The organism is Facilibium subflavum (assembly GCF_003574485.1).
Taxonomy (GTDB): domain Bacteria; phylum Pseudomonadota; class Gammaproteobacteria; order Francisellales; family Francisellaceae; genus Facilibium; species Facilibium subflavum.
In genome coordinates this window covers 1-12,535 of record NZ_QLIT01000045.1, presented here as the reverse complement: position 1 = coordinate 12,535, position 12,535 = coordinate 1, and the positions used below count along the sequence as shown (strand labels likewise).

Below are 12,535 nucleotides of genomic sequence, written 5' to 3'. Positions count from 1 at the left end.
TTATTGCCAATGCGAACAGATGACACAATTTGAACAGATTTTCTTGGGCTATTCGGTGTTGACTTAATTCGAACGAACATGGCATGGGTCTCATCGTTTTTTTTAAGGGTAACATAGTGCCATTTAAAATCAACTAATATTTTTACTAGGCACTACAAATTGACCTTTTTGGAAGACAAAAACCCTTATAAAATAAGGCCTGAGCAAAAATATCTTTCTTCAAACCTGTGGATAACTTTGAAAAGTGTCAAAGTCGGGAGAATATCCAAAAAGTCAAAACGCATGATCAGCGCTATAAGCTTATCTACTATTCTGGTCACGATTTGACACTTCTTGCGATTATGGGTGCACTTAATCTTCCATTAAAGCAGGCACCTGATTATGCAAGCTTTATACAATTTAATATTTATAAACATAACGATCAGTATTACATTAAAATGCGCTACAACGGTAAAATAGTGACACTTAACTCAATACAAAAAGATAAAACACAAATCTCCCTATCTGCCTTTAATTATTATGTAAAACAACTCAATCACGCTTTTTCCAGTGCTTCATAAAATCATTTTCTAGAAAAACAACTAGCTATAGCTAAAGATCAGCGCGTCATCCGCTACTGTCACTTCAACACGACCACCTGAAGATAACTTGCCAAATAATATTTGTTCAGCCAAGGGTTTTTTAATCTGCTCCTGGATAAGCCTTGCCATAGGCCTTGCACCCATTTTCTCATCATATCCATGCACCGCTAACCACTCCTTGGCTTCATCGTCTACCTCTAAAGAAACGCCTCTTTGATCCAATTGCCCCTGTAATTGCGCCAAAAACTTATCCACAACGCATTTAACATCTTCTTTGGATAAGGATTCAAATTGAATAATCGCATCCAGACGATTCCTAAACTCAGGTGTGAATATCCGCTTTAGTGCTTCCATGCTGTCTGATGCGTTGTCTTGTGTTGCAAAGCCAATGGTATTTTTTTGCATCTCAAACGCACCGGCATTAGTTGTCATAATAAGAATAATATTTCTAAAGTCAGCCTTACGACCATTATTATCTGTTAGCGTACCATGATCCATTACTTGTAAAAGTAAATTATAAATATCCGGATGGGCCTTTTCAATCTCATCCAACAACACAATCGCATAAGGATGCTTCATTACAGCTTCTGTCAAAAGACCGCCTTCTTCATATCCCACATATCCCGGAGGCGAGCCAATTAAGCGTGAAACCGTATGCTTTTCCATATACTCAGACATATCAAATCGCAAAAGCTCAACACCCAAAAGTTTTGCCAACTGCTGTGTTACTTCTGTTTTCCCGACACCAGTAGGCCCTGCAAATAAGAATGAACCCCAAGGCTTGTCAGGATCACGCAACCCAGCTCTGGCAAGCTTAATCGTATCTACCATCGCTTCAATTGCTTTACCTTGCCCATAAACCAACATCTTCAAATCATCACCTAGACTGACCATGGATTCTTTATCCGAACTTGATACTGTTTTAGCAGGAATTCTTGCCAAACGTGCAACCATACTCTCAACATCTGACACATTAATAAGCTTTTTCTTCTTCCCTGCTGTCGTGCGTTGATAAGCACCTAACTCATCGATGACATCAATTGCCTTATCAGGTAAAAAACGCTCACCAATGTATTTTGCTGAAAGCTCTGCTGCAGCGTGCAGTGCAGGTAATGTATATTTAATCCCATGGTGTTTTTCAAAATAAGGTTTAAGCCCCTTTAAAATATCAAATGTTTGCTCAATACTTGGTTCTTCAACGTCAATTTTCTGGAAACGTCTTGCCAGGGCATGATCCTTCTCAAAAATAGTACGGTACTCCTGATAAGTTGTTGAGCCTATACATTTTAAATCGCCAGAAGCCAGCGCTGGTTTAATCAGATTTGAAGCATCCATCACACCACCTGAAGCAGCACCTGCCCCAACAATAGTGTGGATTTCATCAATAAATAAAATACCACCGTCTTGCTCTTGAAGCTGTTTTAAAACCTCTTTAAAGCGTTTCTCAAAATCACCGCGATACTTTGTTCCAGCTAAAAGCGTACCCATATCTAAAGAATAAATCACCCCGTTGGCCAACACCTCTGGCACTTGCTTATCAACAATCTTTTTTGCCAGCCCTTCAGCAATCGCTGTCTTACCAACACCTGCCTCACCAACTAAAAGCGGATTATTTTTCCTGCGCCGGCAAAGTACTTGAACAACACGCTCAACCTCATAATCCCGGCCAATTAATTGATCAATTTTACCCTCTTTGGCGCGTTCATTTAAGTTTACGGCATATAATTCAAGCGGCGTTTTCTCTCTTTGCTCATCAACACCTGGTGAAACTGTTTGTTGTGACTGTTGTGATGATGAAGCATTGTTTGACACACCATGAGATAAATAGTTAACAACATCAAGGCGCGTTACATTTTCCTGCTTTAATAAACTCACAGCCTGACTATCTTGTTCGCTAAAAATGGCAACTAACACATTTGAGCCTTGGACTTCATTACGCCCAGATGATTGCACATGAAAAACGGCTCTTTGCAATACGCGCTGAAAACCTAAAGTTGGCTGGGTATCCTTGCCTTCTTCTGTGATTTTAGGCGTAGACTGCTCGATAAAGGTATTCAAAGCACTTTTAAGCCGACTTAAATCAGCACCACACGCTCTTAATACTTTTTTAGCATCTGCATTATCCAACAACGCAGTGAGCAAGTGCTCAACCGTTAAGTATTCATGTTTAAGGTCTCTTGCATGCTGAAATGCCTGATTTAACGTTAACTCTAATTCCTTACTTAGCATAAGACACCTGCAACTGTTAGTAATCCTTAACTAATATAATAGACCAATTGCTGGCACAAAAAAACTTGAACAATCAAAAACACTTCGTTTTATTTAACATTTCAGACGATGTATATAAGACAATAAGCCAAAGTCTCAAGCAAAATTGCAGACTTTTCTCAATGTGGACAAAATTAAATCTGTAAATTAATTTTGTTTAACTACTTTTTAACCCATGCTGTTACCAACAAAAGAGGATAACCTGCTTTACGCGCCAGATCCATTGCTGCACACGCCATTGTTTCAGCCAAATCCTTAGGGTAAGTGCCACATAGCGCCTTACCATCAAAATGTGCTTTCATCGTTATACGCTCAGAGGTTTTAACATCCATTTTAAAAACTTTTTTTAAGACATCTGCAACAAATTCCATTGGGGTAAAATCATCATTAATCAAGAAAACATCTCGCGCACGCGGGCTTGCTGTTTCAAATACACTTTTCACTTTTACAGAAGGATTTGTTATAATAGTTTCATTTTCTGTATCAAGCATATTTGCACTCCTAATATGTTGAACAATAAAAAAATAGATCATGTTTTGATCAGTTACTACTATTAAATCAGAATATCTGTTAAAAATCAACTTATTTCAATGACTAAACAGTAAACAATTTTGTGCTAAAAGGCGCATCACTGACGTTATAAGCGCTAAGCTGTCACAACACCCTTAACGCACCTGCAAAATTTAATCAGAAAGCCAGTTCTTTATTGGCAAAAAATCCGTATACAGGCGTTCCTCCCAGGAATCCTTCTTTGGCTTATAATTATATAACCATTTTGCTAAAGGCGGCATCGACATTAAAATAGATTCTGTGCGTCCTCCGGATTGCAAACCAAAATGTGTGCCACGATCAAAAGCCAGATTAAACTCCGCGTAACGCCCACGCCTGTAAAGCTGAAAGTCACGGTGTTTTTGTTCAAATGGTGTGCTTTTACGCTTTTGCAAAATAGGCCCATATGCTTTTATAAAATGATCGCCTACCGAGCGCATAAACGCAAAACTCTTTTCAAACCCCCAATCATAAAGATAATCAAAAAAAAGCCCACCAATACCACGACATTCTTTGCGATGCGGCAAATAGAAATATGTATCGCATTGTTCTTTATACCGCTGATAGACATTATCCCCAAAATCTCTACATGCATTAAATGCAACCTGATGCCAAAAAACACAATCCTCTTTAAAACCATAAAAGGGCGTTAAATCAAAACCACCACCAAACCACCAGACTGGTTCTTGACCTGGCTTCTCTGCAATAAAAAAACGTACATTCATATGAGATGTGGGCGCAAATGGGTTCCATGGGTGAATAACTAAAGATACACCCATTGCTTGAAAAGAAAAATCAATCAGTTCAGGGCGTGATTGCAACACAGCATCAGGTAATTTTTGCGCCTGAATATGCGAGAAATTAACACCCCCTTTTTCAATAACCAAACCATTCTCAAGCACTCGCGTATCACCACCACCCTGGCCATTTTGATATTGCCATTTATCCTGATAGAATCCTTTTCCATCAATCTCTTTTAATGCTTCACACAGGTCATCCTGCAAAGCCAGCAAATACGATTTAACTGCTTGAACATCTACCATAATTGAAGCCTTTGTTGAAAATACCACTGTATCTCATTTTTAAGCTCAACAAGCTTACCGTGGAAAAAATGCCCAACCTGATCAAGCTTAATAATATGTACTGGCACATTCGTTTTGATTGCAAAATCAAAAACTGCCTGCGCATCAACCACCTCATCATCAATGCCTTGTATAACACACCATGGCATTGTCGGTTCCTTAATACCCTCTAAAGGAAAATTGACAACAGCTGGAGCAACCGTTAACAAACCAACTGTATTCTGGCATTTCATTGCGGCTTTATAAGCAACTGAGCCACCAAAAGAAAACCCGGTAAAGATAATTTTTTGTTCCAGGTGCTGCTTTAGAATATGCATCGCAACTGACAAGGCATCATCCACCTCGCCCACGCCGTTATCATAACACCCCTGGCTTTTCCCAACACCTCGATAATTAAAGCGCATACAACCCACACCTAATCCAGTTAATGCACGTGAAATAGTCGTCACGACTTTATTATGCATAGACCCTTGAAAAAGCGGATGGGGATGACAAACAACCGCTGTTATATCAGGGTATGTATTTGACTTAGGGGGATCATATGCAATCTCGATTTCCCCCTTATTTCCTTGAATGACATCTGTATTCATGAACAACGAATAAGCAATTAAAAACCATGGCTTATCGTATCAAAAACAATCCCATATAGACAGAGAAAAAATTTATAACGATAAAACTTCACTCTTACTCAAACCTGTAACTTTACAAATAACAGAAATTGGCACACCCATACTAAGCATCTTTCTTGCTTCTGAACGTTTAAACTCTATGTCTTTTTGCACAATAACTGCTTCTTTTTGTGATACTTGTTTTTCCATATTATCTCCTTGTCTTATCAAACCTAACGGCAAGGTTTAACTAATGCTCTTATGTAGAAAAGTTTGTCAAGAAAAGCTTAATGCAATATTAATGACGCAAACTTTCAATTGCACCCCATACCCCCACTTTCAATGCACATGATACTATTTCACCCATTACTTTAAGCATCTTAAGATATAGATGCTACAGAATAAGATAAATGTATATATGTGCTTATCTTGCCAATATCCTTTAGCCATACAACGCTTTAGTCATTATCGTAACGCGATCCTGCCATGTACCACAATATCGTGATCAATCCCCAGGGTCAAGCAACATCTTAAATAACTTGATCTTGCAGTTAATTCGAATTACCATCTTTTCTGCGAATCAGAATAAAGGGAAATTGGTTCAAATCCAATACTGTACCCGCAACGGTAGATCACAGTCAATACTATACAGACTGTCAGCGAGCATTCTATCTTGAGTTATATCACCTTGGTAGATTCAAGCCACTAAGAGCACCAGAAGGTGCTATTAGTGATGAGTCCGGATACTTTATCTGATATTAAGTTTTACGAAAATATGTTTACGGGCTATAAGCAAAAGAAAGCTAAAATGAAACTTACCATTTATTATACAATTGCACTACTTACGTTATCTACCTGTACTTCTATCTACGCTCAATCGACTTCTTATATTCTACCAACGATCAAAGTTAACTTTGATGCCACGAATAATGAGCATCACACGACAAGTGGCATCCAGGATTATGCACCTGTCATGGTGCAAATATCTCCTCAATACACAAACCAGCCTGTTGAACAAGCAATTGCACAAAATTCATGGGTGCAAAGCAGTAATACCAGCAGTGCTAATCCAACCTTTAACATCAAAGCTCAGCGGGCAACAGTATCACTTAATGGCATCCCTTTAAACCAGTTTAATTCTCAAGCGCAGAATATTGCATTAATCCCAACACCAGGTATTCAATCGATAGAAGTCTTACCACAGGCAAGTAGCGTTCTTTACGGATCAATGGGCATTGGTGGTATTATTAATATTCAACAGCGTTTTCTTCAAAGGGATCAATATATTATTGGCAGCAGCTTAAGCTACCCATTCGGTGGCGGAATTAATTTTTTTATTAACCAGCTATTAGACCATGATAAAACCTGGGATTTACAACTATCAGGCATCACACAAACTACCGACAGCTATCGTGACTATAGTCGAAATTTTAACAATGCGACAAATATTACTTTGATGCATAAGACAAATAAGCAATCATTGAATATCAATTTTAGCGATAGTTACCAATATTTACAATTCCCTGGCGCATTGACACAAGAAGAAGTTGATCAAGATCCCTGGCAGGCAAGTAGTGGCAAAGAAAAGTATATTAACCATACGCTTAACACACAGATAAGCTGGGCTTTACAGATTAAAAAGCCCTGGAAATTTCAACTAGACAGCCAATACCAACAACAATGGGCAAATGCAATTTTTGACACCACAAGCGCAAAACAAACCAGCTCATTACTTTACCTGCGCCCAAGCATTATTTATCAAAAAAATAAAATCAAAAATCAATTTGGTAGTGACATTACCCATCAAACTTTCACACAAAGCGCAACAACACCAAGTTCCAGCCAAACCAATTTTGCCCTGTTTAATCAATTTGACCTCATGTTAACACAAACCTGGCAAAGCGAGATAGGCGGCCGGTTTGAACATAGTTATACACAAGGCACATTTAGCACAGGGAAATCTGGTGATCAAACGATTAACATCAATGCTGGAAATATGTACCTTCAATATAACTGGCACGCAAATTTTCATACACGAATATCCGTGGATTATGCTTATCAACTGCCATTTATTGACCAATCAAACTACACGCCAAACAATACTTCTGAGTTTGGTCTTCAGCCACAGACTGCCTGGACTTACCAGCTTGATAACCGGTTTCACAATAACCACTTGTCGCTCACCAACAGTCTTTATTTGATGAATATTCACAATCAAATTGCTTATGCGGGTGATCAAAGCAGTGGTGTATATGGAAAAAATATCAATTTGCCACCCACACAAACCATTGGCAGCTTATTTGACATAGAGTATCACATAACAAAAAATAATACGATTGGCGGCAGTTTTGCATTGAATTACAACACATTCACAAACGGAATGCTTTACCCAAGCACAAGTGGTGATAAAACACTTCAGCCAGTGAAAGGTAATGAAGTTCCAGGCCAGCCGCCTTTCACCGCTGAGCTTCACACTAAAATAAACCTCACATCCAACATCAGGCTTTGGTTGCAAGAGCAGTATAATAGCCAAATGTATGTCGATGGTGATTTTACAAATAGCCTGGGAAAACAAGGTGCATATTTCTTGACTAACATAATGCTTGATTACCAATTGCAAGACTGGCATTTTAATCTGTCCATCTACAACTTGTTTAATAAATTCTACTATGCTTATGCCAGCACATCAGGGTTTGGACAGAAATACTTTTATCCGGCCAATGGCATTAACGGCGCATTGAGTATAAGCTATACATTCCAATAAAATAAGGCTTTGATAATGAAAAAAGCATGGATATTGTCAATTTTTTTCCATCTGCTTGTAGCAGCTATTATTACTGTAATATTCATCTACCAACGAACCACAAACCCAACCACATTAAATAACCAAACAACACTCCAGCCAATATATGCTACCGTTATTTACGTCAACTCAGCAAACAATAGCAGCAGCGAAGAAAAAACTAAAAAACCAGACGCAACACAACATATTTTGTCAAAAAACACTATCGTCACCAAAAATGGTAACCGGTTAAGTAAGCATTTATTAGAGAGAACGCACAACAATCAAGAAAAACCACCATCTAAAAACAGACAACATACCTCTACAGCATCAGTAGCCGCACATCCCATAAGCACAAAAAAGCAGCTTCTCAACACATTTAGGCAACTTGAACAAGGGCTTTTTCAAACGCTCAAGCAATATCGACCTGAAAAAAGCATACAGTTTACTATCGCAATTATGCTTACTTCTTCAGGTATGATTAAATCAATAAAATTTCACCCATTGCCTGATCACATATTACAAAACATTATTATGCAGTACCTGCATCAACAAAAGTTCACCAGAGAGCTTGTATTTGAACATGAGACAAGCTTATCAATACCTGTTGTGTTACAATCTTAAGCTATCTTGACATATCATTAACAAATAATTATTATTTTACTACTTATTTGTTGTTAGATGGCTTTAACAGAACAATGAATGTGATTATTGAGTTTTTAGGGACAGGAGACGAGGCATCTCCAAGCCTATGTAAAAGAAGTGATTTTTTCACGTCAGAAGAAAAGCGCTGTATTACTTGTCAATCAATAGTACGAAAAGGCTCCCGACATCATTGCCGATTATGTGGTGATGGATATTTTTGCGACACCTGCGCTCCAAAGAGAAAGTGGCTAAATAGTGCTCGTGCTTGCCAAGAATGTATGGACAACTACGATTATAGTGACAGCCTTCAACATTCTAATTATTTATGGTTGCTAGACGATATACAAGGCAATTTCAGACTCCTTATTAATGGCTGCCAAAAATCTGATGTTGGCGGTACCTCGTTTTATGGCGCATCTCCAAACCTTAATGTTATCTCCGAGAAAATAATGGAACTAATCTTCTGGCGCCCTGGTTCAACAGGGTGCAAAATTCATACTGAAGAAAAAAGAATGACACGCATTTTAGGTAATGCGTATGCTGGCCACCACCTATCTGCAAAAGTTGGCAGAATATCAGAAGACGAAAAATCAGATATAGAAATATCAGAAATAGAAAATATTATCTTGCTAGGGTTTAGTCGTGGTGCTATTAGCTGCTTTAATTTTGCCAGACACCTAGGAAAGTGTTTCAGGACGCGAGACATCCCTATTTATATTTTTGCAGATCAACCAGTCCCTGGCAATATGGTTAACAGTTACCGCTCAGTCTTATCCCAGCATCAGGACTTAACAAGGCTAGATAATATCAAACACTGCACTATCATTTTAGGTAGCTATGATGAAAGTGAAATCTCAACACTAGAAAAACATTTTTTTAAACAAATGGTGCCAAGCTTTCATAATGATACCGATCTCAACCTGTTAAGACTCCCAATTGCACAGCACCTTCAAGGCAGAAACATGTTGAAACGGTGTTTTAATGATTTTCTTAATTTACTGCTTGATCAAGGTATTAATATAATTACAGACGTGCGTTTACAGACACTGGAATATTACCTGGAAAACTATGCGCAACCGCAATATCCTGCCCCACATAATGTCCAACCAATTTATGCTCGAAATATTGAGAAAGAAAGAATACAATATTTACAATATGATCAGCAACGATTTAAAGATCACTGGAAAACCTCATCACAAAACCACTGTGTCGGCTGTAATGAGCGTCTTTATATAGGTCTCCGTCACCATTGCAGGTTATGTGGCGATGGCCATTTTTGCAATACATGCGCACCAATTAGAGCAGATCATCAAAACATAAGGGTGTGTTCTCAATGCGCTGATGTTTAATACCATTTGCAAATAATTGATGGAGAAATAAAAAACTCACCCACGGTTGGCTTAGTCATTAAAAACACCTATAATAAGCATCAACAATCCCCTAGCGCCAGATAAAGGAGACAATTTGATGATATTGCAAAAAACAAAAAAATGGATTGGTGTGCTTAGCACAATGGGTGGGCTGGCTTTTTTGGCAGGCTGCAGCTCAAATACTGGTCTTGGCAACTATAATATCAATCATGCATTAAATACAATGCCAACAGATATGAAACAGCAAACTGAAGGCTTTCATTACTATTTTGGTAAAAACTCAGCACCATTTGGTGCAAAAGACTTAGGTCCAATAAGAACAAGTCGGCGTACAAATGCCTTTGCCAAAGAGCCTGTAAAATCATGTAACTGGGTTTTTTACTCTGCTTTACTTGAATTAAAGCAACAGGCTCAAGCACTGGGTGGCAATGGTGTTGCGAATATCCAATCGAATTGGAAAAATAATGCCACATCGAGCAAAGAAACTTATGTTTGTGAAAATGGACTATGGATGTCAGGGGTTGCACTTATTGGTGATGCCATTAAAATTTAAATGCATTCAACAGTTCATAGAAGATAAAAGCGCTGGAAATTTCCTTTTATAAAGATTAACATAGTTGCAATATGCACTAAGCTTTCAGACGATGCTTGGCACGTGTGTAGCAGATTAACTGAACATCCAGAAACTCAAACAACAATGGAGTAAAGATACAATGGGTCGTTTTGATAATGTCGATATCGACAACCTATGGAACGAAGAGCAGGAAAATTTTAGCAACGATCAGTACTACTCATTATTAATCGAGCAATATAAGATTTATGTTGAAATGGCTGACCGGGCAAGTTTTCGTCGTATTTCAATCAATCTGTTTTTTCTTATCACAAACATTGCCATTGTTGGCATTATGGCGCTTGGCATCAGCCGCTCTAGTGCTGAGCTATCCTTAGGCTTATTAGTACTACCTCTTTTAGGTTTATTGGCTATTTCCTATTGCTGGTGGCGCGTGGTTCGCTTTTATCGCCATACGGTGAACATTAAAGAACAAGTCATTGGCGCGTTAGAAAAACGCCTGCCATCAAGCCCGATATTCTCCGCTGAGCGCGTTACTGCAGAAAAAAGAGGCTCATTTACCCCGTTAAAACGTATTGAGACCTATATGCCTTTTATTTTTATGCTACTTTATCTTGGCATCTATATTTACCTACTTGTTTCTTGGAGTTAAAACATGCTAGAAACCACACAAAAACTATCTTGCAATGAAGACTTATCATCACTTTACCAACAGTACTCAGATTTTAAAGCAAAAAAGCTGCAGCTGGATATTACCCGAGGCAAGCCTTCAGCTCAGCAGTTATCACTATCTGATCCACTTATTTATAATTTAACAGTTAAAGAAGTTATTGAGCATCAGGACTATCGCAATTACAGCTCACCTCAACTTTTAGCAGGTCTGCCAGAGATGAAAAATCTCTTTGCTGAAACCTTAAACATCTCTGCAGAAAACATCATTATCGGTGGCAATTCATCACTTAACCTTATGTATGATACGATCACCAAAGCGATGATTTTGCCTTTACCTAGCCAAACGAAAAACTGGTCTTCGCAAGGAACAATTAAATTCTTATGCCCAACACCAGGCTATGATCGACATTTTAGCATCTGCGAAAACCTGGGTATTGAAATGATTAACGTTCCTTTAACCGGCCAAGGCCCTGATATGGATGTGGTTGAAAACTTAGTCTTAGATGACCCTATGATCAAGGGAATCTGGTGTGTCCCACAATATGCCAACCCAACAGGTGAGATCTACTCAGATGAAACAGTAAACCGTCTGGCCAACATGAAAACGGCTGCTGATGATTTTATTATCTTGTGGGATAATGCTTATGCCGTCCACCACTTGGACATGGCAGATGCTCAGTACGTTAAAGACATATTGCAAGCATGTCAGCAAGCAGGGAACCCTAATCGTGCTTTTGTATATGCCTCAACATCAAAAGTCACCTATGCCGGCGCAGGTGTCTCAATACTTGCCGCCAATGAGGAAAACTTAAACTGGTATAAAAAACAACTACGTGTGCAAACGATTGGGTTTGATAAAATCAATCAGTTACGCCACTTAAAACTTTTGCCAAACAAAAGCGCCTTTCTTGCACATATGAAAAAACATGCCGATATACTCAAACCAAAGTTTGATATCGTTGACACTGTTTTACAACAAGAGCTTGGAAATGACGGAAAATATGCAACCTGGACAAAACCTAAAGGCGGTTATTTTATAAGCTTCAACACAAAGCCAAATTTGGCCAAAAAAGTGATTGAAATGGCACAAAATGCAGGTGTTAAGTTAACCAAAGCTGGTGCCACTTTCCCTTATGGCAAAGACCCGGATGATCGCAATATCCGTATTGCCCCTTCAATGCCAAGCATCCAGGATGTTGAAATCGCTACCAAAATACTTGCTATTGCCACGAAAATTGCGACTTTAGAGCAGCATTAAACAAACACAACTTTCTAAAACACACCTAATCCATCATACCCTTTTCTTCGATCACACTTAATGCTTGAGAAACACTAAAGCCTCTTCTTATAAGATATTGAAGCCGCTTTTGTTTTTCCTTTGGTGTTGAAACATACATTGAGCACCTC

13 protein-coding genes and 1 riboswitch are annotated in these 12,535 nt (G+C 38.6%); of the genes, 7 read left to right on the top strand and 6 right to left on the bottom strand.

Annotation, left to right across the window (positions count from 1 at the left end; all coding sequences use genetic code 11):
* Positions 1 to 227: 227 nt before the first annotated feature.
* Positions 228 to 560, top strand: a complete 333-nt coding sequence (locus tag DNK84_RS03580; protein WP_119343201.1) for a histidine-type phosphatase — start codon at positions 228 to 230, stop codon at positions 558 to 560.
* A 21-nt stretch (positions 561 to 581) separates the two neighbouring features.
* On the opposite strand, the gene clpA is transcribed toward DNK84_RS03580, so the two are convergent.
* The 5 genes from clpA to DNK84_RS14205 form a co-directional block, all read right to left on the bottom strand.
* Positions 582 to 2,810, bottom strand: coding sequence for an ATP-dependent Clp protease ATP-binding subunit ClpA (gene clpA / locus DNK84_RS03575; protein WP_119343200.1), 2,229 nt, complete (start codon positions 2,808 to 2,810; stop codon positions 582 to 584).
* A 200-nt stretch (positions 2,811 to 3,010) separates the two neighbouring features.
* Positions 3,011 to 3,430, bottom strand: a complete 420-nt coding sequence (locus DNK84_RS03570) for an ATP-dependent Clp protease adaptor ClpS (RefSeq protein ID WP_162902193.1) — start codon at positions 3,428 to 3,430, stop codon at positions 3,011 to 3,013.
* Positions 3,431 to 3,532: 102 nt separating this feature from the next.
* The gene (gene hemF, locus DNK84_RS03565; RefSeq protein WP_119343198.1) at positions 3,533 to 4,441 is read right to left on the bottom strand and encodes an oxygen-dependent coproporphyrinogen oxidase; all 909 of its coding nucleotides are present in this window, start codon (positions 4,439 to 4,441) and stop codon (positions 3,533 to 3,535) included.
* Positions 4,435 to 5,070, bottom strand: a complete 636-nt coding sequence (locus DNK84_RS03560; protein ID WP_119343197.1) for an alpha/beta hydrolase — start codon at positions 5,068 to 5,070, stop codon at positions 4,435 to 4,437. Before DNK84_RS03560 ends, hemF begins: the two co-directional genes overlap by 7 nt.
* Positions 5,071 to 5,142: 72 nt before the next feature.
* On the bottom strand, positions 5,143 to 5,298 hold the full coding sequence (locus DNK84_RS14205; protein ID WP_162902192.1) for a hypothetical protein: 156 nt from the start codon (positions 5,296 to 5,298) through the stop codon (positions 5,143 to 5,145).
* Between the two features lie 343 nt (positions 5,299 to 5,641).
* A riboswitch (cobalamin riboswitch) is annotated at positions 5,642 to 5,857 on the top strand.
* Between DNK84_RS14205 and DNK84_RS03555 the strand changes: the two genes are divergently transcribed.
* The 6 genes from DNK84_RS03555 (at position 5,822) to DNK84_RS03530 (ending at position 12,386) form a co-directional block, all read left to right on the top strand.
* Positions 5,822 to 7,852, top strand: a complete 2,031-nt coding sequence (locus tag DNK84_RS03555; protein ID WP_162902191.1) for a TonB-dependent receptor — start codon at positions 5,822 to 5,824, stop codon at positions 7,850 to 7,852. Its footprint overlaps the riboswitch before it by 36 nt.
* Before the next feature lie 15 nt (positions 7,853 to 7,867).
* Complete coding sequence (locus tag DNK84_RS03550) at positions 7,868 to 8,494, top strand: hypothetical protein (protein ID WP_119343195.1); 627 nt, start codon at positions 7,868 to 7,870, stop codon at positions 8,492 to 8,494.
* A 74-nt stretch (positions 8,495 to 8,568) separates the two neighbouring features.
* Positions 8,569 to 9,864, top strand: coding sequence for a hypothetical protein (locus DNK84_RS03545; RefSeq protein ID WP_162902190.1), 1,296 nt, complete (start codon positions 8,569 to 8,571; stop codon positions 9,862 to 9,864).
* A 118-nt stretch (positions 9,865 to 9,982) separates the two neighbouring features.
* Positions 9,983 to 10,438 carry a YgdI/YgdR family lipoprotein gene (locus DNK84_RS03540; protein WP_119343193.1) on the top strand — a complete coding sequence of 152 codons (456 nt, stop codon included), beginning with the start codon at positions 9,983 to 9,985 and terminating at the stop codon, positions 10,436 to 10,438.
* Between the two features lie 160 nt (positions 10,439 to 10,598).
* Positions 10,599 to 11,108 (top strand): RipA family octameric membrane protein, encoded by a 510-nt coding sequence (locus tag DNK84_RS03535; protein ID WP_119343192.1) that lies wholly within the window; start codon positions 10,599 to 10,601, stop codon positions 11,106 to 11,108.
* Positions 11,109 to 11,111: 3 nt separating this feature from the next.
* On the top strand, positions 11,112 to 12,386 hold the full coding sequence (locus DNK84_RS03530; RefSeq protein WP_119343191.1) for an aspartate aminotransferase type Ic: 1,275 nt from the start codon (positions 11,112 to 11,114) through the stop codon (positions 12,384 to 12,386).
* 25 nt (positions 12,387 to 12,411) lie between these two features.
* Here the strand turns inward: DNK84_RS03530 and DNK84_RS15040 are convergent, their stop codons facing one another.
* Positions 12,412 to 12,525 (bottom strand): RecX family transcriptional regulator, encoded by a 114-nt coding sequence (locus DNK84_RS15040; RefSeq protein ID WP_162902189.1) that lies wholly within the window; start codon positions 12,523 to 12,525, stop codon positions 12,412 to 12,414.
* Positions 12,526 to 12,535: the final 10 nt, after the last annotated feature.